Annotated in this window: 18 protein-coding genes and 1 pseudogene; 7 read left to right on the top strand and 12 right to left on the bottom strand. The window is 64.6% G+C overall.

Translation table 11 applies throughout. The features are described from left to right. Window positions 1-24 precede the first annotated feature (24 nt). From LK12_RS18655 to LK12_RS18620, 8 genes are all read right to left on the bottom strand, one after another. Complete coding sequence (locus LK12_RS18655) at window positions 25-1458, bottom strand: glycoside hydrolase family 43 protein (RefSeq protein ID WP_039287450.1); 1434 nt, start codon at window positions 1456-1458, stop codon at window positions 25-27. 101 nt (window positions 1459-1559) lie between these two features. Further along, window positions 1560-2591 (bottom strand): arabinan endo-1,5-alpha-L-arabinosidase, encoded by a 1032-nt coding sequence (locus LK12_RS18650; RefSeq protein WP_039287448.1) that lies wholly within the window; start codon window positions 2589-2591, stop codon window positions 1560-1562. 2 nt (window positions 2592-2593) lie between these two features. After that, the gene (locus LK12_RS18645; RefSeq protein WP_039287445.1) at window positions 2594-3226 is read right to left on the bottom strand and encodes a 2-dehydro-3-deoxy-6-phosphogalactonate aldolase; all 633 of its coding nucleotides are present in this window, start codon (window positions 3224-3226) and stop codon (window positions 2594-2596) included. Beyond that, window positions 3223-4113 carry a 2-dehydro-3-deoxygalactonokinase gene (locus LK12_RS18640; protein ID WP_039287443.1) on the bottom strand — a complete coding sequence of 297 codons (891 nt, stop codon included), beginning with the start codon at window positions 4111-4113 and terminating at the stop codon, window positions 3223-3225. The genes LK12_RS18645 and LK12_RS18640 overlap by 4 nt, the downstream gene beginning before the upstream one ends. Then, entirely contained in the window at window positions 4110-5675 is a 1566-nt protein-coding gene (locus LK12_RS18635) for an alpha-N-arabinofuranosidase (RefSeq protein WP_039287440.1), read from the bottom strand. The genes LK12_RS18640 and LK12_RS18635 overlap by 4 nt, the downstream gene beginning before the upstream one ends. A 24-nt stretch (window positions 5676-5699) precedes the next feature. Next, complete coding sequence (locus LK12_RS18630) at window positions 5700-6626, bottom strand: Gfo/Idh/MocA family protein (protein WP_039287438.1); 927 nt, start codon at window positions 6624-6626, stop codon at window positions 5700-5702. A 3-nt stretch (window positions 6627-6629) separates the two neighbouring features. After that, window positions 6630-7625, bottom strand: a complete 996-nt coding sequence (gene araD1, locus LK12_RS18625) for an AraD1 family protein (protein ID WP_039287837.1) — start codon at window positions 7623-7625, stop codon at window positions 6630-6632. A 59-nt stretch (window positions 7626-7684) separates the two neighbouring features. Further along, on the bottom strand, window positions 7685-9211 hold the full coding sequence (locus tag LK12_RS18620) for an aldehyde dehydrogenase (NADP(+)) (RefSeq protein WP_039287436.1): 1527 nt from the start codon (window positions 9209-9211) through the stop codon (window positions 7685-7687). A gap of 114 nt (window positions 9212-9325) precedes the next feature. On the opposite strand from LK12_RS18620, the gene LK12_RS18615 reads away from it, so the two are divergent. Beyond that, complete coding sequence (locus LK12_RS18615) at window positions 9326-10093, top strand: FadR/GntR family transcriptional regulator (RefSeq protein ID WP_197063598.1); 768 nt, start codon at window positions 9326-9328, stop codon at window positions 10091-10093. Between the two features lie 83 nt (window positions 10094-10176). Here LK12_RS18615 and LK12_RS18610 read toward each other — a convergent pair whose 3' ends face one another. After that, complete coding sequence (locus tag LK12_RS18610; RefSeq protein ID WP_039287432.1) at window positions 10177-11499, bottom strand: sugar MFS transporter; 1323 nt, start codon at window positions 11497-11499, stop codon at window positions 10177-10179. Between the two features lie 138 nt (window positions 11500-11637). Here LK12_RS18610 and LK12_RS18605 point away from each other — a divergent pair, with 138 nt between their 5' ends. The 3 genes and pseudogenes from LK12_RS18605 to LK12_RS18595 all read left to right on the top strand — a co-directional run bounded on the left by LK12_RS18605 (window position 11638) and on the right by LK12_RS18595 (window position 15469). Beyond that, a complete protein-coding gene (locus LK12_RS18605; protein ID WP_039287429.1) occupies window positions 11638-12786 on the top strand; it encodes an aldose epimerase family protein in 1149 nt (382 codons plus the stop codon). Between the two features lie 17 nt (window positions 12787-12803). Beyond that, a pseudogene (locus tag LK12_RS18600) lies at window positions 12804-14601 on the top strand (IlvD/Edd family dehydratase). Between the two features lie 13 nt (window positions 14602-14614). Next, window positions 14615-15469 (top strand): SMP-30/gluconolactonase/LRE family protein, encoded by an 855-nt coding sequence (locus LK12_RS18595; RefSeq protein WP_039287427.1) that lies wholly within the window; start codon window positions 14615-14617, stop codon window positions 15467-15469. 45 nt (window positions 15470-15514) lie between these two features. On the opposite strand, the gene LK12_RS18590 is transcribed toward LK12_RS18595, so the two are convergent. Next, window positions 15515-16483 carry a quinone oxidoreductase family protein gene (locus tag LK12_RS18590; protein ID WP_039287425.1) on the bottom strand — a complete coding sequence of 323 codons (969 nt, stop codon included), beginning with the start codon at window positions 16481-16483 and terminating at the stop codon, window positions 15515-15517. Window positions 16484-16536: 53 nt separating this feature from the next. Next, complete coding sequence (locus LK12_RS18585) at window positions 16537-16947, bottom strand: nuclear transport factor 2 family protein (RefSeq protein WP_331454153.1); 411 nt, start codon at window positions 16945-16947, stop codon at window positions 16537-16539. Between the two features lie 112 nt (window positions 16948-17059). Here LK12_RS18585 and LK12_RS18580 point away from each other — a divergent pair, with 112 nt between their 5' ends. From LK12_RS18580 to LK12_RS18570, 3 genes are all read left to right on the top strand, one after another. Continuing rightward, window positions 17060-18067, top strand: a complete 1008-nt coding sequence (locus tag LK12_RS18580; RefSeq protein ID WP_039287422.1) for an NADP-dependent oxidoreductase — start codon at window positions 17060-17062, stop codon at window positions 18065-18067. Further along, the gene (locus LK12_RS18575) at window positions 18064-18420 is read left to right on the top strand and encodes a Rieske (2Fe-2S) protein (protein ID WP_039287420.1); all 357 of its coding nucleotides are present in this window, start codon (window positions 18064-18066) and stop codon (window positions 18418-18420) included. The genes LK12_RS18580 and LK12_RS18575 overlap by 4 nt, the downstream gene beginning before the upstream one ends. Window positions 18421-18501: 81 nt before the next feature. Beyond that, on the top strand, window positions 18502-18930 hold the full coding sequence (locus LK12_RS18570) for a nuclear transport factor 2 family protein (protein WP_039287417.1): 429 nt from the start codon (window positions 18502-18504) through the stop codon (window positions 18928-18930). A 219-nt stretch (window positions 18931-19149) separates the two neighbouring features. Here the strand turns inward: LK12_RS18570 and LK12_RS18565 are convergent, their stop codons facing one another. Beyond that, complete coding sequence (locus LK12_RS18565) at window positions 19150-21627, bottom strand: TonB-dependent receptor (protein WP_039287414.1); 2478 nt, start codon at window positions 21625-21627, stop codon at window positions 19150-19152. Window positions 21628-21769: the final 142 nt, after the last annotated feature.

Raw genomic sequence — 21769 nt, 5'->3', positions numbered from 1 at the left:
GGTTTAGTCCGAGTTGTTGACCGCTCAGGACAGCTTCCAAACGGTTGCGGGATCGCTGGCAGCGGCCAGTCCGAGCCCCTGCGGCGTCAGGGCAAGGGCCTGGCCGGGAAAAGCGGCCGACTCGAGTCGGACGCTATCCTGCACGGGGCCGCGCACACGGCGGAATAGATCGGCGCTGCGGGGCGCGCTGCCGGCCGGCATTGAGGCAAGGCTTGCGCCCGTCTCGGCGTCGGCGGTCAGGCAGCGATCGCGCAGCAAAATCGGGCAGAGCCTGACGGTATCGTCGCCGTTCGGGAGCGAGCGGAACTGGGTATTCGGCAAAGGGGCGGTGCCGGCAAGCAGGCGAGATCCCTGGTATGCCAGCCAGGTACCGGGACGGCCGGCCGACTCGAAGCGCTCGGGCAGGGGGCCGTTGCCGACCGGGACGCCGAAGTCCGGAGTACCATCGGCGTGGAAGTAGAGCCTCTGCACCCGGGTATGACGGTTGGGGTCGAACAGCGGATCGCCTTCGATCTGCTCGTAGTCGCGGCCGTGGTAGACGAGCATGTCGCGACCTTGTTCGTCGACGGTGAAGCTGTTGTGGCCGGGGCCGTAGACCCCCGTTTCCGGGCACGAGGTGAACACCGGCTCGGGCGACTTGGTCCAGGCATTCGGATTCATGATGTCCGCGTCCGCATCGGCGGTAAGCAGACCGAGGCAGTAGCGCGCATCCGTGGCGCTGGCCGAGTAGGTCATGAACAGCTTGCCGTTCTTCTCCAGCACGGCCGGCGCCTCGTTTACCTTGAAGCCGCGGATTTCCCAGTCAAGCGTAGGCACCGTCAGGCGAACCGGCTTCGCGGCGAGAGTGAGGGCCGATGCCATCGGGGCGAGGTAGAGGTTGGAATTGGTCTCGAGGCCCGGCTCGCGCTGCGCCCACACGAAGTAGCGCGTGCCGCGATGCACGAAGGACGTGGAATCGAGATTGAAGCTGTCCCACGGCGCCTGGAATTCGCCAAGTACCGACCAGTTGCCGGTCATCGGGTCAGGACCGTCGCAGACGACGGCATATGTGCGAATCCGGAAAACGTCCTCCCCGCCGCCGCTGGGTCCGGCGGCGAAGTACATCACCCACCGGCCGTCTATCAGGTGCAGTTCGGGCGCCCAGATGAAACCCGACATCGGCCCGCTCGCCTGGTGGCGCCACAACACGCGCTCCTCGGCATCGGAAAGACCGGCGATCGTGCGCGCCCGGCGCAGGACGAGCCGGTCGTACTCGGGGACCGATCCGGTCATGTAATAGTAGCCGTCGTCGTGCCGGAAGACCTGCGCGTCGGCCCGCTGCTTGACCAGCGGGTTGGTGATGGCGGGAACCGGCACGGCCGGAGCCGATGCCAGCATCGTCTTGCCGGCATGGGTGCAGGCCATGGGCAGCATGGCCGCTCCTGCGGCAAAGGCACGCCGAGAAAGTGTGAAGTGCATGTCGTCCTCTCCGTATGTGCTTTCTGGTCGTGTCGGGGCCCGTTGGTCCGACGATAAAAAGGGCACCCCGGTGTGAGGGACCGGGGTGCCAGCAGGTGGGCTCAGTGTTCGATGTAGGGCCAGCCGTCCTTGCCCCAGCGGACCGGGGCGATGCGCAAGGTCGGCGCACCGTCGGCCTGCTTGTCGTAGGCGTGGTAGACGACGTAGGTGGTGCCGTCCTTGTCGGTGAAGGCGCCGACATGGCCGGGCCCGCGAAAGCGTTGTTTCTCCTGCAGATCGGCGCGCAGGAATATGGTTCCACCGCCCATCATCGCCTCGCTGCCGTCCTTGCCTCGGTAAGGGCCGGTAATGGTCTTCGCTCGCGAAACGACGACGTAGTAGGTGCTGTTCACGCCCTTGCAGCAGTAGTCGTAGGAGGTGAGCAGGTAGTACCAGCCGTCATGCGGGATGATGAAGGGCGCTTCGATGGGATCGGGCGCACCTTCCGGGACGAGCCGCCGTGCGATGGCATAAGGTTCGGTCCCCGGCCTGGGCTTGCCGGTGTCGGGGTCGAGCGGAAACAGCTTGATGCCGCTCCAGAAGCTGCCGAGCGTCAGCCACTGGCGGCCTTCGTCATCGACGACCAGATTGGGGTCGATGGCGTTGAAGTCGTCGTTCTTGTCGGACATGACGACGGGCCCGTGGTCGACCCACTTGTAGTCCGGGGACGAAGGATCGAGCGTTGCGTTGGTGGCAAGGCCGATAGCCGAACGGTTGGAGCCGAAGGTCGAGACCGAATAGTAGAGGCGGTACTCGCCGTTCACGCGGGAAATGTCGGGCGCCCAGATACCCTCGGTGCCGGGAATGGCTTTCCTTGCCCATGCGGGGATTTCGTGAAAGACCGCGCCGGCATTGGTCCAGTGCTTGAGGTCCTTCGAAGTCTTGATTCCGATGTAACGGCCTATGGTGTTGAAGACGTAGTAGGTGTCTCTCTGGCGGATGATGACCGGGTCGTGGGCGGTAAGGTCGCCCGAAAGCTCTACATTCAGCGTGCCGGCAGCGCCGTTTTCGGGTTCGGCCGCCTGCGTCGGCGCCGCGAACGCGAGTGCGGCGAGAGCCAGACCGGTTGCAAGGCACTTTGGCGGGCGGGACATGGTCAGGCCTCCGAGGCGTTCCAGGCGGCGACAAGCTCCTCCGCCTTGGCGCTCACCGTGTCCGCATCGTAGCCGGGCTTGTAGAGGCTGCCGCCCACGCCAATGCCGAAGGCGCCGGCAGCGCGGTATTCGGCCAGGTTGGCGGCGCCGACGCCGCCCACCGCCCAGACGCGGCATTCCGTGGGCAGGACGTCGCGAATGGCCTTGATATAGGCAGAGCCGAGAACGGAGCCGGGGAAGAGTTTGAGATCCCGGGCCCCGGCGCCGATCGCTGTGAAGGCTTCGGTCGGGGTCAGGAAACCGGGCAACAGATCGAGTCCCAGCTCGCTGGACCGGGATAGCACTTGCGGGTCGACGTTGGGTGAAACCATGAAGGTGCCGCCGACCTGCGCCAGCGTTTCCGCAAAGGCCGGCGTGACGACGGTACCGCCACCGATCGCAGCGCGGTCCCCTACGGCTTCGATCATGGCGGCGATGGAGCCGGCAGCATCGGGCGAATTGAACGGCACTTCGATCAGTCTGATGCCGGCTTCGACCAGTGCCTGCGCGATGGCGGCGCTTTCGGCAGTCCCGATGCCGCGCAGGATGGCAGCGATGGGGGGGGCGCCCGCAGCCAGGGCCTCTTCGATCCTCATGTGGTCTTTCCTCTCGCAAGCTTCAGGCCCGCGACCACCGCGGCATCGCCGTCGAGCACGCGAACCGTGCAATCCCGGCTTGCCAGGGCGCGTTGGTACAGGGCCGAAAGGGCGGTATCGCCGATCACGGTTATGGTTGTCCCCGAGGTGATCTGTGCGGCCGTCTCGCTGCCGATCAGCAGGCCGGAAAGATAGCCGCGCGACCAGTCCTTCGACCGGCCGTAGAGCATGCGCGCGGCGCGGGCTTCGAAGAGCGCGCCCGTCAGCTTCTCTTCGCAGCGTTCAAGCCCGCGCTCGAACCCGTCGTCGAAAGTGCCGTCGCCCGGCGCGTCGGGACCGGTCAGAGTCGATTGCCCCGCCAGCAGCGCGAAGAGTTCGCCGGTGGGGTGGGTGGAAAAGTGGGCGACCGATCCGTCCACCAGCACGACCCATTTGGAATGCGTGCCGGGCAGCACAAGCAAGTGTTTGCCCTTGGCGAGTTCGGGATGAATCGCGATTGCGCCGAAGACCTGCGTCTCTTCTCCGCGCATGACCTCGGGCACACCGGCTTCACTCCGGCAACTCAGGCCCGGCATGACGGCTACGGGCACACCCGCGACTGTCGTGCGAGTCCGGGAAGCGAGCCAATCCTCGGCATTGGCGGGGCAGGGCGCATATCCCGCTTCCACCAGCGCGCCGGGAGCCCCCGCCATGCCGCATAGCGTCACATCCGCGACGGGCCCTTCGGCCAGCCAGACGTCCAGCCGCTCGTCCAGCACCCGGTCGGCGCCGGTTTCCAGCGCCCCCGTCCCCGGCCCGTTGAGCCGCGCGGAGATATCTCCGTCGTGCATGCGGTAGAGCCGCAGGCGGCTCGTACCCCAGTCGCCGAGGACGTAGGTCTCGCTCATCGCAGGTCGAGCACCACGACCGACTTGGCGGGCAGGGTGACCACCAGGTTGCCGCCCTTGATCCGCGCGCCGGAGAAGCTGGCAGGCTTGACCGCATCGGGATCGTCGAAGGTGTTGTGCGCATTGATCGCCGGCGCCGTAAGGATTCGCCCGCCGACGGTCTTCGCATTCACGCCGTCGAGCTTGATGGTCACGGTGTTGGTCTTTTCGGGGTCGGCGTTGGAGAGGCCGACATGGATCCTGCCGTCCTTGCCCTTCACGGCCGAGCCGCTCACCGCCGGCAGGGAGTACTTGCCCTTGGTATAGGTCGGCGTGTCGATGTCGATCGGCAACACCGTGGCATCCTGCCAGGGCTTGTACATGTCGAAGACGTAGTAAGTGGGCGTCAGCACCATCTTGTCGCCGTCGGTCAGGATCATCGCCTGCAGCACGTTCACCATCTGGGCGATGGCGGTCATCTTCACCCGGTCGGCGTGCTTGGCGAAGATGTCGAGGTTGATCGCGGCGATCAGCGCGTCGCGCAGGGTGTTCTGCTGGCGCAGGAAGCCGGGATGCGTGCCCGGATCCTGGGCATACCAGGCACCCCATTCGTCCACGGCCAGGAAGACCCGCTTGTCCGGATCGTACTTGTCCATGATCGCGGAGTGCTTGGTGATCAGTTCATCCATGCGCCAGGCTTCATGGAGCGTGTCGGCCCAGGCCGTTTCGTCGAAGTTGACGGGATCCGCCTTGGGTGGCCAGCCGCCTTCTGGCAGAGTGTAGTAGTGCAGCGATAGGCCGTCCAGCACCGGCGCCGCGACCTTCATCATGGTTTCGGTCCAGTTGTAGTCGTCGACATTGGCACCGCTGGCGATCTTCAGGATGCGGGTGCCCTCCGGCGCCTTGACGAACGTGGCGTAGCGCCGCGTGACGTCGGCGGCGTATTCAGGCCGCATGTTGCCGCCGCAGCCCCACAGCTCGTTGCCGATGCCGAAGGCGGGGACCTTCCAGGGCTCCTTGTGGCCGTTCTTCGCCCGCTCGTCGGCGAGGCTGCCGGCCGGCGCTGTCATGTATTCCACCCATTCGGCCATTTCGCGCGGGGAACCGTCGCCGACATTGCCCGAGATATAGGCCTCGGCGCCGACCTGCCGCAGCAGTTCGAAGTATTCGTGGGTGCCCACGGTGTTGGGTTCGGTCACGCCGCCCCAGTGGGTGTTGACCTTGACCGGCCGCTGGCTCTGCGGGCCGATGCCCTCGCGCCAGTGGTATTCGTCGGCGAAGCAGCCGCCAGGCCAGCGGATTACCGGCACGGAAAGCTCGCGCAGGGCCGAGACAACATCATTGCGGAAGCCGTTGGTGTTGGGGATCTTGCTGTCCTTGCCGACCCACAGGCCGCCGTAGATTCCGTTGCCAAGGTGTTCGGCGAACTGGGTGAAAATCCGCTTGTCATAGACGGGGCCGGGCGCATCGGCGTGGATTTCCGCCTTGGTGGGCTGACCGTTGGTATCGGCATGGGCAGCGCCGGTGAGGGCTGTGGCGCCCAGTAGCGCGGCGATGGCGGTGTGTCGCAGAGTCTTGATCATGGTCTCGTATCCCCTCCCGGAGGATCAGTCGTTGAAGGCTGCTACGGTTTCGCGCCGGCCGCGCAGGAAGGCGTCGGCGACGAGACGGAACGGGTCCATGTCGACATCGCTGCGTCCGCCGCGGATGAGATTGGCAAAGCGCGAATAGAGACCGGGATATTCCAGGTCCTCGTTGTGTTCGGTGCCCGAGGGGGTCGAAAGCACGGCGCCGCCCTGCGAGAGCTTGAGCGTGCCGGCGTCGGTTTCGACAACGATGTCCCAGCTTTGCGGCCCCGTCTGACGCCAGTCGAGGTCCATGTGGATTTTGGCGCCGCCGGTATCGCACATGCTCAGGTCGGCCGCGATGGGCGCGGCGCGGTTCTCGGGAAGGCTCAGCGTCGCCGCCTTGAGGAAAACAGGGCGGGGGAGGATGTGGGTGAGGATCGACAGGGCATTGATGCCCGGATCGAACACACCGAGACCGCCCGGCTCCCAGATCCATGCCTGTCCCGGATGCCAGACGCGCACGTCCTCGCGCCAGACGATCGAGACCTTTTCTATCTTGCGTTCGGCCAGCCAGGCGCGCGCCGGGGCAACGCCCGCCGCAAAGCGCGAATGCCACGAGGCAAAGAGGGTCACGCCGACCTTGTCCGCCCGTTCGCGCAGGGCGACGACTTCGGACAGGGTGGCGCCGGGGGGCTTTTCGAGGAAGACGTGAATGCCACGCTTCAGGGCCTGCACGGCAAGGCCGTAGCGGACCTGCGGCGGCGTGCAGAGCGCAACCGCGTCGATGGCGGGGCCCTTTTCCAGTAGCTCTTCAAGGCTGGCGAGGTGCGGGACGCCTTTTGGGCCCGGATCGTGCGGGCTGACCGTCGCCGCGAGGCTGAAAGCCTGCGTGCCGGCGATGGCGGGCAAGTGCTGATCGCGGGCGATCTTGCCCACGCCGACGACGGCAATGCGGATCGGCTCCATGGCTCAGAGCACCTTGACGGCCACCGCGCGCTCCTTGGCGCGGGTGAGGGGATTGGCGACCGGCAGGGTGAAGGGGGCGGCCGAAATCTCGAACACGTCGCCTTCCTGCGTCTTCACGCTGTCGCTGAAGGAAAGCGTGGCCGTGCCGTAGAAGTGGACGTGGATGTCGCCGGGGCGACAGAACAGGTCGTACTTGAAGTGATGATGCTCGAGGTTGGCGAGCGTGTGCGACATGTTGGCCTCGCCCGAAAGGAACGGCTTTTCCCAGATCGCCTTGCCTTCGCGCAGAATGCGGCTGGTGCCTTCGATGCTTTCGGGCGGCGTACCGAGCAGCAATTCGGGGCCGAGCGAGGCCTGGCGCAGCTTCGAGTGGGCCAGCCACAGATAATTGTGGCGTTCGGTCACGTGGTCGCTGAACTCGTTGGCGATGGCCAGGCCCAGGCGATAGGGCGTGCCGTCCTCGCCGACGATGTAGATCCCGGCCATTTCCGGCTCTTCGCCGCCATCCTGCGCGAAGGCGGGCATGGTGAAGGGATCGGTCGGGCCGACAAGCTGCGACCCGTCGCCCTTGTAGAACCATTCCGGCTGCTGGCCGACTTGCCCGGCCGCGGGTTTGCCGCCTTCGAGACCTTCGAGAAACATGCGCATCGAGTCCGTCTGGTTCTCGCTCGAAGCAGCCGCCTTGTGCATCTTGTCGCGCCCCTCGGCCGAACCGAGATGTGTGAGGCCGGTGCCCGTCATCAGCAGGTGCGCGGGGTCTTCGTGGTCGATCGGTGCCAGCAGCCTGCCGGCCGCGAATTCCGCGGCTATGTCGACCGCATCGCCCGCCGGGCAGGCTTGGGCGGTAGTGGCAAGCGTTTCGCCCGTAGCGATGGCACGAAGGGCAAGTTCGCGCACGGTGGTTACGCCCTTGAGAAAATGGGCCGAGTCACCCTCTGCGAGGATGACCGAGCGCGCGCCGTCGGGCGCGCGATGCTGGAGCAGGCGAGTATACGTCATCGTTCCCTCCCAACCGCGGCGCGCCATCGGTTGCACGCGCCGCGGGAGTTGTCGTCTTGTCAGCCGAGCGTGAGCTTGCCGTCGATCAGGCGCGGCGCGCCATCACTCTTGGCCTCGTCGCGCAGTTCGGGCGGCAGCACCGGCTGGGCCAGGTTCTGATAGCTAACCGGGCGCAGGAAGCGGTCGATGGCCAGGCTGCCGACCGAGGTGGTGCGCGCATCCGACGTAGCCGGGAACGGACCGCCGTGGACCATCGCGTGGCACACTTCGACGCCGGTAGGCCAGCCGTTGGCGAGGATGCGGCCGACCTTGCGCTCGAGCACCGGCAGCAGGCGGGCAGCCATGCCTTCGTCCGCCTCGTCCATGTGCAACGTGGCGGTGAGCTGGCCTTCGAGACCGGCAACGACCTTGGCCAGTTCGCCTTCGTCCTTGCAGCGCACCACGATGGAGCTTGCGCCGAACACTTCATTGCCCAGTGCCTTGTCGGACAGGAAGGCTTCTGCCGTGGTCTGGAACAGATAGGTGCCGCCATGCGTGCGGTCCCCTTCGTCCCCCTTGGCGACGGCTTCCACGCCGGCGCAGCCGGACAGGGCTTCCACCCCCTTGGCATAGGCATCGCGAATGCCTGCGGTCAGCATCGTCTGGGGCTGGGCACCGGACACGGCGTCCCTGGCAGCGGCGACGAACGCGTCGAGCCCTTCGCCCTCGATGGCGAGAACGAGGCCCGGGTTGGTGCAGAACTGGCCGGCGCCCATGGTGAGCGAACCCACGAAGGCCGCACCAAGGTCTGCGCCGCGCGTCTTGAGCGCTTCGGGCAGGAGCAGGACGGGGTTGATGCTGGACATCTCCGCATAGACCGGAATCGGCACTTCACGCTCCTGCGCCAGCTTGGCGAGGGCGAGGCCGCCGGCGCGCGAGCCGGTGAAGCCGACCGCCATAATGCGCGGATCCTGCACCAGGGCCGCGCCGAGATCGTTCGACGGGCCAATGAGGTGCTGGAAAACGCCTTCGGGCAGACCGCAGGCCGATACGGCCCTGGTGATGGCCTGGGCGACGAGCGAACCGGTGATCGGATGGGCCGGATGGCCCTTCACGACGACCGGGCAGCCTGCGGCCAGGGCCGAAGCGGTGTCACCGCCGGCGGTCGAGAAAGCGAGCGGGAAGTTCGAGGCGCCGAACACCGCGACGGGACCCACGGGGATCATGCGCAGGCGCAGGTCCGGGCGTGGAGGCTGGCGGTCGGGCAGGGCCGGATCGATGCGCAGTTCCTGCCACTGGCCCTTGCGCACGACGTCGGCGAAGAGGCGAAGCTGGCTGCAGGTGCGGCCGCGCTCACCTTCGGCACGGCCGCGAGGCAAACCACTTTCGGTCAGATAGGCGTCAAGCAGCGAATCGCCAATCGCCATGATTTCGTCAGCGATTCGTTCGAGGAATGCGGCACGCTCTTCGCGGCCCGTGGCGCGATAAACATCGAAGGCAGCGTCGGCTGCGGCGCAGGCTGCCGCGACATCGGCAGGTCCATGGACGGCAAGGGGGTCGCCGTGCGGTTCACCGGTTTCGGCGGCCACGGATCGGAATTCGGTCATCAATTATGTCTCCCTATTTACTCCGACATATTATGTGTGGGAGATAAACGCAATGTTTGTCGTTCCTTCGCGCTGCGAGGGCTGGTAGGTTGCTGTTTGGAGGTGCTAAAAACCGTGACCGAAGCTGAAATTGCCAATGATGACGCACAAGGAAAGCCGGCGAAGGAAACCCGCGGGCCGGGGCGGCGCCTGCATGGTGCCATTGCCCACAAGCTGGGTACCGACATCTTGTCTGGCAAATATGCACCCGGCGATATTCTCTCCGGTGAAGTCGCCTTTGCCGAGGAACTGAAGGTTTCGCGAAGCGCCTACCGCGAGGCGATCCAGGTGCTCACGGCCAAGGGGCTGGTTGCCAGCCGTCCCAAGGCCGGTACGCGCGTCCTCCCGCGTGACCGCTGGAACCTGCTCGACCCGGAAGTGCTGGGCTGGGCCTTCGCCGGGGAGCCCGACGTCGAATTCGTGCGCAGCCTGTTCGAACTGCGCGCCATCGTCGAACCGGCCGCTGCCCGCCTGGCGGCGCAGCGCCGTGACAAGGCCGATCTCAAGATCATGAAGGACGCGCTTGCCGCCATGCGCCAGCACACGCTGACGACGGAGGCGGGCCGGGCGGCAGACCGCGATTTCCACAACGCAATTCTCCATGCGACGCGCAACGATGCCCTCATGGTTCTGAGTGCGAGCATCGGTGCGGCGGTGAACTGGACGACGCAGTTCAAGCAGCGTTCGCGCGCGCTCCCGCGCAATCCCATTCCCGATCACGTGCGGGTGTACGATGCCATTGCCGCCGGCGATGCGGAGGCCGCCGCCGAAGCCATGAACGTGCTCGTCGACCTCGCACTCGAGGATACCCGCAGCGCGATGGTGGAGCCTGTAGCGGAATAGCTCGGCGCGCTTGAGAGGCTGCAAAAGGAAAGGCCCCGGGGACGCCCCCGGGGCCTTTCCTTTTTGTTCGGTCGCAAGTGGCCTCAGTCGGTTTCGACCGCCACCGGGTCAGGTTCGACGTGTGTCGGCTTGCTGCCCCACAGGGCATAGAACAGAACATAGAGTTCGCAGGCCGCAGTGAGCAGGAACGAGGTCTGGAGGCCGTAGGTGTCAGCAATCCAGCCCTGCACGATCACCAGCGCGCCGCCGGCAATCGCCATGATCAGCAGGCCCGATCCCTCTTCGGTCAGCGGACCGAGGCCCTTGATGCCGAGGGTGAAGATTGTCGGAAACATGATCGAGTGGAACAGGCCGATCAGGATCAGCGACCACATCGCGACGGGGCCGTGCGTCAGCGTGGCCATCATCGCGACGACGAAGGCGCCGATCGAGAACACGGCCAGGACCTTGGCAGCATCGAAGCGCTGCATGATCGCCGAGCCGGCGAAGCGGCCGACCATCATGCCGCCCCACAGGAAGGTGAGGTAGTTGCCGGCGTGTTCATGCGTCATGTTGCCGATGTCCGGGCGGCTGACGAAGTTGATGAACAGGTTGGCGACACCGATTTCCGCGATCAGGTAGATGAAGATCGCGGGAATGCCGAACACCAGATTGCGGTGCTTGAACAGCTCCGGATTGATGAGGTGCGAGCGCTTTTCCCGCGCGGCTGCGGAATTGGAGCCCATCGCCGGTAGCGGGAAGCGTGCGATAATGAAGGCGAGGATGACGAGCACGGCAGCGACCAGGCCGTAGGGCAGGATCACCGAATGCGCGTCGGCCAGGCGCTCCGCGTCGGTCAGGACGGTTCCGGCCATCGAGGTGCCGCTCTTCGAGCGTCCAAGGATCAGGTAGGCTCCGAAGGCAGGCGCCAGCATGGTTCCGGCAGAATTCATTGCCTGCACGAGATTTAGGCGCGAAGAAGCCGTTTCCGGCTTGCCGACAACGGCGACGTAGGGGTTGGCCGCTACCTGCAGCAGGGTGATGCCCGAGGCGATGACGAAGAGCATAACCAGCGTCACGCCGTAGGAAGGAATGCTCGCTGCGGCCATCATGCCGACGGCGCCGGCAGCCATGATGAGCAGGCCGATGACCAGCGATTTCTTGTAGCCCACGCGCTCGATCAGCTTCGCCGAGGGAATCGAGGCAAAGAAATAGGCGATGAACCATACCGATTCGATCAATGTGGTCTGGGTATAATTGAGGTCGAACACGCTGCGCAGGTGTGGCAGCAGCGTATTGTTGATGACCGTTATGAAGCCCCACATGAAGAACAGGCTGGCAAGAAGCGTAAGCGCCGGGCCGTAGCTTCCGCCCGTTTGCTGCGCATTCTCTGTCGGCTGGCCGCCTGAAGAAACCACTGATGGCATGACTATCCTCTCGATCAGGGCGCGTCGCGCAGCAAATGCGAAGCGGCTTGCGCTCTTTCTATTTGTCGGACTATATGCGGTCGACGCCCTCGTCAATGGGGCGGGAAAATTCCAAGCACGATTGGGAGCACTTTGGGAATGAGGAATCTCTCCAGGATCATGGCAGGGACGGCGGTTTTCGCGATGTCCTGCACGCTCGCGGCGACTGCCCAGGCCGCGGAAGCGACTCAGGCTCCGGCCGGTGCGCTCTCCGATGGTACGCAGGTCACGGCTGTCACGCTCACTGCCGACAATGGCGTGTCGGCGACTATCCTCTCCTTCGGCGCTACACTCGAAAAGTTCATGGCTCCCGACCGTGACGGCAACATGGCCGATATCACGCTCGGCTACGACAAGCTGTCCGATTACGAGAGCCGACCCAATTACTGGGGCGCCACCATTGGCCGCTATGCGAACCGCATCGCAGGAGGCCGTTTCACGCTCGACGGCACGACCTATCAGCTTCCCCGGAACGACGCCGAAAACTCGCTTCATGGCGGTGGCAAGGGCTTCGATGTCCAGAACTGGAAAGTGGAATCGGTCGCCTCCGGGCCGGTTGCCCGAGCCGTATTCTCCCTGATGAGCCCGGACGGCGATTCCGGGTATCCGGGTGCCGTGAACGCACGCGTCACTTATTCGCTGGACGAGAACGGTGCGCTGCGCATCGAATTCGCCGCGACCACCAACAAGCCGACGGTCATCAACATGACCAACCACGCCATTTTCAACATGGCGGGCGAGGGCGCCCCCCAAGGCGCGATGGAAAATGTGCTCATGGTCCCGGCCAGCCACTACACGCCGGTCAACGCGGCCCTGATCCCCACCGGCGAACTGCGCGACGTGGAAGGTACGGTCTTCGACTTTCGCGAGGGCAAGCCGGTCAGCGAAGGCCTTCGTGACGGCACCAACCAGCAGATCGTCTATGGCCGGGGCTTCGATCACAACTTTGCCCTCGATAAGGGCGTGACCAAGAAACCGGAACTGGCAGCCCGCCTTGAAGACCCCGCCTCGGGCCGCGTGCTCGAAGTGTTGACGACCGAGCCCGGTCTTCAGGTCTACTCCGGCAATTTCCTCGACGGGACCTTCGTGGGCAAGCACGGCCATCTCTACCGCATGGGGGACGGCATCGCGCTCGAACCGCAGAAGTTTCCCGATTCCCCCAATCACGACAATTTCGTCTCGGCGCGCGTCGATCCGGGCAAGCCCTACCGGCATGTCATGATCTACCGCGTGTCCGTCGACCGTTGAGCGAAACCAGGACTACCATGACAGACTCCGCCAAACCCAAGCTGCGTTCGCGCGCCTGGTTCGACAACCCCGACAACATCGACATGACCTCTCTCTATCTGGAGCGCTATCTCAACTTCGGTCTGAGCTTGGAGGAATTGCGCTCCGGCAAGCCGATCATCGGCATCGCCCAGACCGGCAGCGACCTTTCGCCGTGCAACCGCCACCACCTGGTGCTCGCCGAACGCACCCGCGAGGGCATCCGCGAGGCCGGGGGCATCGCCATCGAGTTTCCCGTCCACCCGATCCAGGAAACCGGCAAGCGCCCGACCGCCGGGCTGGACCGCAATCTGGCCTATCTGGGCCTGGTCGAAGCGCTCTATGGCTATCCCATCGACGGCGTGGTGCTGACCACCGGCTGTGACAAGACCACCCCTGCGCTGCTGATGGCGGCGGCGACCGTCAATATTCCGGCCATCGCCTTGTCCGTCGGTCCGATGCTCAATGGCTGGCACAAGGGCGAGCGGACCGGTTCGGGCACGATCGTGTGGAAAGGCCGCGAGATGCTGGCCGCCGGCGAACTGGACGAGGAAGGCTTCATCAAGCTCGTCGCATCCTCGGCCCCCTCGACCGGGTATTGCAACACGATGGGCACGGCCACGACGATGAACTCGCTGGCAGAGGCCCTGGGCATGATGCTGCCCGGCTCGGCGGCCATCCCCGCCCCGTATCGAGACCGGCAGGAATGCGCCTATCACACGGGCAAGCGCGTCGTCGAAATGGTCGACGAAGACCTCAAGCCCTCGGACATCCTCACCAAAGAAGCATTCAGGAACGCGATCGTCGTCAATTCCGCGATCGGCGGATCGACCAACGCGCCGATCCATCTCGCCGCCATCGCCCGCCACATCGGCGTGGACCTGCCGCTCAAGGACTGGGAGACCTTCGGTCACAAGGTGCCGTTGCTGGTCAACCTGCAACCCGCCGGTGAATACCTCGGCGAGGATTACTACCGCGCCGGCGGCGTACCGGCCGTCGTGGCGCAACTGATCGGGCAGGGCCTGATCGAGGAAGACGCGATGACCGCCAATGGCAGGACCATGGGCGAGAACTGCCGCGACGCCACGATCGAGGACGAGCGCGTCATCAAGACCTTCGAGCAGGCGCTCCGCAAGGAAGCGGGCTTCCTGGTGCTGACCGGCAATCTGTTCGATGCCGCGATCATGAAGACGAGCGTCATCAGCGAGGACTTCCGCAAGCGCTATCTTTCGAACCCCGACGATCCCGATGCCTTCGAGGGACCGGCCGTCGTGTTCGACGGACCGGAAGACTACCATCACCGGATCGACGATCCTGCGCTCGGCATCACGCCCGAGACGCTCATGTTCATGCGCGGCGCCGGCCCGATCGGCTACCCCGGCGCGGCTGAGGTCGTGAACATGCGGCCGCCGGCCTATCTCATCACCGAAGGCGTTAGTGCGCTGCCGTGCATCGGTGATGGCCGCCAGTCGGGCACCTCGGGCAGCCCCTCGATTCTCAATGCCAGCCCCGAAGCGGCGGCGATGGGCGGTCTGGCGCTTCTCGACACCGGAGACAGGGTGCGGATCGACTTGCGCAAGGGCACCGTCAACGTGCTGATCTCCGACGAGGAACTCGCAGCCCGCCGGGCCGCGCTCGAAGCGAAGGGGGGGCTATCCCTATCCGGCTTCGCAAACGCCGTGGCAGGAATTGCAGCGCAATGTCGTGGGTCAGATGAATACCGGCGCCATTCTCGAAGGGTCAGAGAAGTACCAGCGTATCGCCCAGACCAAGGGTCTGCCGCGCGACAATCACTGACTGGAGCTGACTCGTGACACAATGGCGCAAGATCGAGCGCGATACTCGCGACACGCTGGGCGAAGGCGTGATGTGGAGCGCGCGGGACAATGCCATCTACTGGGTGGATATCCTCTCGCCTGCGCTCAACCGGCTGTCGCTGGCTGACGGAGGTGTGGAACGCTGGACGATGCCGGAACCCCTCGGTTGGGTGGTCGAAAACGGAAGCGGCCAGCTGGTCGGCGGTTTTCAAAGCGGCTTCGGGCGCATCTCGCTGGATCGCATGGCAGTCACGCACATCGCCGATCCGGAGCCAGACCTGCCGGGGAACCGGATGAACGACGGTAAGGCCGACCGTGACGGAGCGATCTGGTGCGGGACGATGGACATGGCCGAAGAGCATGCGCGCGGTTCGCTCTATCGGCTGGATCCGGACGGTTCCTGGAAAGTGATGGACCGCGGCTACATGGTGCCCAACGGCCCCGCTTTCTCGCCTTGCGGGCACTGGCTTTACCATTCGGACACGGCGCGGCGCACGATCTACCGCTTCGAGATCACGGATGCGGGCATTACGGCGAAGCAGCCTTTCATCCGGTTCGCGGAAAACGACGGTTTCCCCGACGGGATGACGACCGACTGCGACGGCTACCTGTGGGTCGCGCACTGGGACGGCGGCCGTATCAGCCGCTTTGCCCCCGACGGGCGCTTCGACCGCGCCATTGCCTTGCCGGCGCGACGCGTGACCAACATAACCTTCGCAGGAGAGGCGCTGGACCGCATGTTCGTCACGTCGGCAGCCACGGGACTACCGGAGTCCGAATACGACGGCGCGCTGTTCGAAGTGGTCAGCGGTGCAGTAGGGCTGCCCACCGGCCTCTACCGGGGGTAAGTCCCGCGCTCGCCTGACCAGCTCAGCTTGACGCTTGTCTTTGCCTCAGGCCCCCGCCTTCATCAGGACGCGGCCGAAGGGATGACCTTCGGCTACGTACTTGTGAGCTTCCACGGCATCGGAAAGCGCATATTCCGCTGCGATGGGCATCTGCAGTTCGCCGTCAGCCATCTGCTGCGTAATTTCTGCCAGCAGCTTGTGCACCCGCGGGGTGTGCATGTCCCGGCCGAACGAAATGCCGACGACGTGCAGCGCCTTGCGAATGAGTTCGAAGAACCCGAAGCTGGGTAGCGTTCCCGCGGCGGCCCCGATCACGGCGTAGCGTCCGTGCGGCTTGACCGCGCGCATCAGCGCGTCCTTGCCCTGTCCTCCGGCAAGATCGAGGACGATGTCCACGCCCTTGCCGCCGGTGATTTCCTTGCAGCGCGCGGCAATGTCCTCGGTGCGGTAGTCGATCCCGTGGTGCAGGCCGAAGGGCTTGATGCGGTCGAGGCGTTCCCGGCTGGACGCCGTGCCGATGACGGTAGCCCCCGCCTTCGATGCGAACTGCACCGCGGCCAGGCCGACGCCGCCGGCCGCGCCCTGAACCAGCACGAAATCGCCGGGTTTCATGTCCCCATATTCGAACAGCGAATCATGCGCGGTTCCGAAGGCAACGGGTATCGTCGCAGCAAGGCGCAGGTCCATGCCTTCGGGAACGGGGTAGGCATAGCGCTCGGGCACGGCGAAGAGTTCGGCATGGCTGCCGTTCCAGTTGAAACCGAGCACCCGGTCGCCCGGCCGGAAACGCGTGACGGCTTCGCCCACGGCCTTCACCGTGCCGGCAGCCTGATAGCCGGGAATGAACGGTGTCTGTGCCGGTGGGCTGAAGATGCGGTTGAGCAGGTCTCCGCCTTCGATCGAGATCCATTCGACGGCGATCAGCACGGTGTCCGGGCCGACTTCCGGATCGGGAAGGTCGCCATATTCCATGACTTCGGGGCCGCCGTTGCGGCTGTAGTGCACTGCTTTCATAACGCGATGACTCTAGCGCCGGGCGCCTGGGCAAGCCAAGCCCGCCGCTTGCCTCAGGCGGCAGTCTTCTTGGCTTCGCAGGCCGCGATGAACGGTGCGGGATCGAAATAGTAGGGCTTGATCTCGCAGCACTTGCCGTCGCGAAAGCGGAACATTTCGCACAGTTCGGCGGGCTTCAGGTCCGGATCCGCGAAGCGCATGGTGAGGACGGCGATGGCGCAGTCTTCGCCTACGGGAAGCGCCGAGCGTTCGAGCGCGGCGACATCGACCATGCCCATGACCTTGCTGTACAGGTCCTTGAGCCCATTCCTGCCGCGGAACTCGCCCGCCATCGGCAGGCCGTCCGCTTCGTGGGCCACGAAGTCGTCGGTCAGCATTTCGGCTGCCGCTTCCCAGTTTCCCTCGCCGGTGGTGGCATAGAGGCGGTCTACGAAGGCGGTGATTTCTTCGGGGGTCATGGTCATGGCTGTTTCGAGCTCCTCTCTTCTCGACCGGGATAGTGGCAAGGGGATGTGTTTGCCGAACCTAGCCATTCGAATAGCCTACGCCTTGCCTTGGCAGCGTTAGAGAGGACTCATGGGAAAGGTTAGACAGATATTGCTGGCGCGGCGGCCGGAAGGCGTGCCGAAGCTCGAAGACTTCCAACTGGCGGAGACCGAAATGCCGGTCCCGGGCGAAGGGGAGTTCCTTGTCGCGATGCGGGTCGGATCGGTGGACCCGGCGATCCGCGGCTTTCTCGACGACCGGCCCAGCTACATCGAACCGGTCGCGCTTGGCGAACCGATCAAGGGCATGTCGCTGGGCGAAGTCGTCGAGTCGAACAATCCGGAATACCCGGTCGGCACCTTCGTGCGCGCATTCGCGCACTGGTCCGATCACTACGTTCTGTCCGGCGATGCCTGGGGGATCGAGAAGGTCAATCCGCAGCCGGGCGTGGACCTGCACCACTACATGGGCGCATTGGGACCTGTCGGGCTGACAGCCTGGGTCGGGCTGTTCGCGGTTGGCGAAGCCAAGCCGGGCGAGACCGTCGTCGTCAGTGCGGCGGCTGGTGCCACCGGCTCGACCGTCGGCCAGATCGCCAAGGCAAAGGGCTGCCGCGTCATCGGCATCGCCGGTTCGCCCGAGAAGATCGAAGTGATCAGGGATCTCGGTTTCGATGCGGGAATCGACTACCGCGCGACGCCGGACATTGCGACGGAGATTTCCAAGGTCGCGCCCGAGGGCGTCGATGTCTATTTCGACAACGTGGGCGGCGAGATGCTCGAAGCCATCCTGCCGCTGATGCGCCTTCACGGACGCGTCGCGGTGTGCGGCATGATCGGCCAGTACAACGATGCCGACCACCCCTATGGCGTCAAGACGCTGTGGCAGCTGGTAGTCAACCGCATCAAGATGCAGGGCTTCATCACCTTCGACTATGCCGAACTCCTCGACAAGGCGCAGGCCGAACTCGACGGCTGGGTGGCCGAAGGCAAGCTCAAGCCGCTAGCCAACTTGCGCGACGGATTCGAAAAGCTGCCCGAAGCCTTCATCGACCTCATGAGCGGCCGGACCATCGGCAAGACACTGGTGCGGATATGACCGACGCGACGACGTGGACACCGCTCTGCCTCGAGGCGGACTTTCCCGACGACGGCAAGCTGGCACAGGAACTGTCCGGCTGGAGCGTCCTGGTCGTCCGCGCCGATGACGGTTTCAGTGCCGTGAACGATCGCTGCACGCACCAGGCCGCCCTGCTGTCGCCAGGGAGGGTCCGGCGCGGAGCGATCATGTGCCCGCTGCACGGCGCCCGCTTCGAAGTGAAGACCGGACGCTGCCTGGGCGGTGCCTATGCGGATCTTCGCCGCTTCGACGTGCGCGTGAGCGACGGAACTATCGAGGTGGCCGTGCCCGACACGCCGCCGGGCCCCAACGAACGTCCGGTGGGAACCTGAATTTCTCTCACCGGTGACAGGTTCGTGCCGCGTCCGCGAAGCATATCATCCATGGAAAACGAAAACGGGAGAGAACAGCACATGACATTTACCGGCTCCTTCGAGGACCGCCTTGCGATCCGGGAATTGCTTGAAGCCTATGCCGATGCCGTGACCCGGCGGGACGCCGATGCCTGGGGCGCAACCTGGGCTGAAGACGCGGAATGGTCCTTGCCCGACTATCCCGAGATCGGCACCACGCGCGGGCGAGACGCCATCGTCGCCATGTGGATCGAGGCGATGAAGGCCTATCCGGGGATCATGTTCGAGGCTTGGCCCGGCGCTATCGACATCGACGGCGACAACGCCAAGATCCGCAGCTATACTACCGAGGTCTACGACCAGGAAAACGAGACCGTCCGCGATCGCGGTCTCTACGAGGATACCTGCGTGAAGATCGCTGGCCGCTGGTACTTCAAGTCCCGCTCCTTCCGGAATATCCACCGGCAGCGGGCGCCCAAGGGCTGCTGACGATCGATTGAGTTGCGAAGCCGAAAAGGCCCCGTCACCCGAGTGGTGGCGGGGCCTTTTTGTACGCGGGTCCGGCGGCATGGACGAAGAGGGCGGCCCTCTGTTCTGCCATGGACTTATCCGCACCCGCACCGACCACGGTGCGCACCGGTTCCTCAAACAGTAAAAGGCGGGGCCGAAGCCCCGCCTTTCCTGCGACCCGTTTACGGGATGCCGTGGTCAGAACCGCTTGGTGACTTCGACCATCACCGTGCGGGGAAGCGAGCCGAAGCCGAGCTGGTCGGCCTTGAAGCCCGCCGGGGTGCCGGTGCCGCCGCCGGTAGAAGGCCCATCGACCACGCCGGTGACGTAGAACTCGTTGGTCAGGTTCTTGCCGATGAGCGCGATCTGCCAGTTGTCGTCCTGTGCTCCGACGCGAATGCCGGCATCGATGGTTACATAGCTGTCCTGCTTCGAGAGCGGGTTGCCGAAGCCCGAAGCCAGGTAGCTGTCGGAATACTTGCTGTCGACATTGAAGCCCAGCTTGAGCGAGTCGCTGATCGGTGTCTGGTACCCCAGGCCCAGGCTGCCGGTCCATTCCGGTGCCACCGAGAGCGGCGCGCCGGTCAGGTTCTGGCGAGTGTTGCCGGCAAGGTTGCATCCTTCGGACGGCGTCTGACCGGCGTAGCACGGCGCCAGCGGGAAGCTGGTGTAACGCGCCTTGTCGTAGTTGATCGACCCGTGGATATCGAGGCCCGGCACCGCATAGGGCGCGTACTGGAATTCGACCTCGACGCCCTTGGTCCGGGCATCGGCCGTCAGCGTCTGGAACGCGAAGATCGGCGAGTTGAAGAAGTCGACCTGCAGGTCCTTGTACTTGTAGGTGAACGCCGTGACGTTGAAGCGCAGCTGGCGGTCGAGCAGGGTGGACTTGAAGCCGACTTCGAAACCTTCGGCCTTTTCCGGGTTGAAGGTCAGGTCGCCCTGGGGATCGGCCGAGAACTTCGAGTTGATGCCGCCGTTGGAGAAACCGCCCGACTTGTAGGCAGTCTTGTAGGCGCCGTAGAGCATGATGTCCTGCGTCGGCTTCCAGGTCAGCGTCGCTTCAGGCGACCAGTTCTTGAAGTGCTGGCGCCCATAGACTTCGCCCAGGCCGTCCGGATCGTTCTGATCGCGGAAGATGCCCAGCAGCAGCGGGTTGTTGTAGGGCTGGGTGAAGAAGCTGTTCTTGGTCTCGTCGGTGTAGCGCACGCCGCCGGCGAGTTCGAGCGAGGGCAGGATCTTGAAGGTCGCCTGGCCGAACACGGCCATGGTATCGCCCTTGGTGTAACTCGACTTGGAAGTGGCCACGTATTCGAAGCCGTCCGGCGCGGCGGAGTTCGAAACGCCGGCGAACATGATGTACTGCTCGAAGTCACGCTTGGTTTTCTGGTACAGCGCGCCCAACATCATGTTGAACGGACCGTCGAATTGCGTAAGGGCGCGCAGTTCCTGGCTGAAAGCATGCCACGAGGAGTTCTCCGTGGCCCAGGTGGAACCGATCCCGTTGGAGGAATCCGAAGACTGGAAGTCGCAGGCGCAGGCCCAACGGTTGTTGTTCCACTGGTAGTTGGTGACCGACGAGATCTGCAACTGGTTGGCATCATACTGGACGTTCAGCGTGCCGGCGGCCGAGCGGTACTTGTTGTATAGCGAACCGTCGCTCTTGGCGTAGGGATAGTTCGACGCGATGTCGGCCGGCATGTCGTTCTGGTGGGTGACGAAGTCCTTGTCGCAGGCATAGCCGTTGAGCTGCGAGGTGGAGCCGTTGCCGCAGGCATAGGCGACGTAGTTCCAAGAGGAGTTGTTCACCGTGTTGATGTCGACGCTGCCCTTGAGGCTTACCGTCAGGCGGTCCGTCGGCTCCCATTTGAGAGTACCGCGTGCCAGGAATTCCTCTTCGCCCGGCTCCTTGCGCGGGGCGGGCTTCGCGAGGTGCGAGGTCGGGTCTCCGTCGCCACCGGCAAACAGGCTCGCCGCGTCAACTTCCGTGTAGTAGACGTCGTCGGCGACGTTGCGGTAATAGCCGCCGTCCATCTTCGAATAGCGTGCAGCGACGCGGATGCCGAGCGTATCGGTTAGCGGTCCCGAGGCATAGCCCTCGACGCGGTACTGCTGGCTCTTGAATTCGTAACCGCCCTTCATCATGAATTCGGGGGTCAGGGTCGGATCGGCGGACGTGATCGAGATCACGCCGGCTGTGGCGTTCTTGCCGAAGAACAGGGCCTGCGGGCCCTTCAGCACTTCCACGCGGGCAAGGTCGAAGAAACCTTCCTGGATGATGCGGCCCTGGCCGTAATAGGCTCCGTCGACGACGACGGCGACGGACTGTTCGATGCCGATCGAAGTCGACGACGAACCGATGCCGCGCAGGGTGAGCTGCGCGCCCGAACCGTTCGAAGCGCGGCCGACGTTGAACTGTGGCGTGATCGCGGCGATCTTTTCGACGCTGGTGACATCGCGGTTAGCGATTTCAGCGGCCGAGATGGCGGATACCGCCACGGGAACGTCCTGAACGGATTCCTGTCGCTTACGTGCGGTGACGACGATTTCGGAGACGCCACCCTGTTGCTTTGCGACGGATTCGTCCGTCGCGGTTTCCTGCGCGAGGGCAGGAGTGGCGATTGCCGTCATCCCGAGAACGGTGCCGGCGAGCAATGCGGATTTGGAAACGCGCATTTCAGATACCTCCCTGGTAATCCATTTGGTTATTGGCGCGCTCCGTACGCTTCGCACCCGGATAAAGGGCCTGTGCAAAGGGTTAGGTCTAGCAGTTTGGTTAGGTGGCGCGGCTAGACTGGAGGGCGAAGTTGGGGCGAGG

The organism is Novosphingobium malaysiense (assembly GCF_000802225.1).
Lineage (GTDB): Bacteria > Pseudomonadota > Alphaproteobacteria > Sphingomonadales > Sphingomonadaceae > Novosphingobium > Novosphingobium malaysiense.
The sequence above is the reverse complement of the archived record's forward strand: the minus strand, read 5'-3'. Positions and strand labels throughout refer to the sequence as shown.

Coding starts and splice junctions, on each gene's coding strand:
- LK12_RS18585 (WP_331454153.1), bottom strand. CDS start 16,947: ATGACCATGACCCCCGAAGAAATCACCGCCTTCGTAGACCGCCTCTAT.
- LK12_RS18620 (WP_039287436.1), bottom strand. CDS start 9,211: ATGACCGAATTCCGATCCGTGGCCGCCGAAACCGGTGAACCGCACGGC.
- LK12_RS18575 (WP_039287420.1), top strand. CDS start 18,064: ATGACCGACGCGACGACGTGGACACCGCTCTGCCTCGAGGCGGACTTT.
- LK12_RS18640 (WP_039287443.1), bottom strand. CDS start 4,113: ATGAGCGAGACCTACGTCCTCGGCGACTGGGGTACGAGCCGCCTGCGG.
- araD1 (WP_039287837.1), bottom strand. CDS start 7,625: ATGACGTATACTCGCCTGCTCCAGCATCGCGCGCCCGACGGCGCGCGC.
- LK12_RS18610 (WP_039287432.1), bottom strand. CDS start 11,499: ATGCCATCAGTGGTTTCTTCAGGCGGCCAGCCGACAGAGAATGCGCAG.
- LK12_RS18630 (WP_039287438.1), bottom strand. CDS start 6,626: ATGGAGCCGATCCGCATTGCCGTCGTCGGCGTGGGCAAGATCGCCCGC.
- LK12_RS18590 (WP_039287425.1), bottom strand. CDS start 16,483: ATGAAAGCAGTGCACTACAGCCGCAACGGCGGCCCCGAAGTCATGGAA.
- LK12_RS18645 (WP_039287445.1), bottom strand. CDS start 3,226: ATGAGGATCGAAGAGGCCCTGGCTGCGGGCGCCCCCCCCATCGCTGCC.
- LK12_RS18570 (WP_039287417.1), top strand. CDS start 18,502: ATGACATTTACCGGCTCCTTCGAGGACCGCCTTGCGATCCGGGAATTG.
- LK12_RS18605 (WP_039287429.1), top strand. CDS start 11,638: ATGAGGAATCTCTCCAGGATCATGGCAGGGACGGCGGTTTTCGCGATG.
- LK12_RS18580 (WP_039287422.1), top strand. CDS start 17,060: ATGGGAAAGGTTAGACAGATATTGCTGGCGCGGCGGCCGGAAGGCGTG.
- LK12_RS18635 (WP_039287440.1), bottom strand. CDS start 5,675: ATGATCAAGACTCTGCGACACACCGCCATCGCCGCGCTACTGGGCGCC.
- LK12_RS18655 (WP_039287450.1), bottom strand. CDS start 1,458: ATGCACTTCACACTTTCTCGGCGTGCCTTTGCCGCAGGAGCGGCCATG.
- LK12_RS18565 (WP_039287414.1), bottom strand. CDS start 21,627: ATGCGCGTTTCCAAATCCGCATTGCTCGCCGGCACCGTTCTCGGGATG.
- LK12_RS18650 (WP_039287448.1), bottom strand. CDS start 2,591: ATGTCCCGCCCGCCAAAGTGCCTTGCAACCGGTCTGGCTCTCGCCGCA.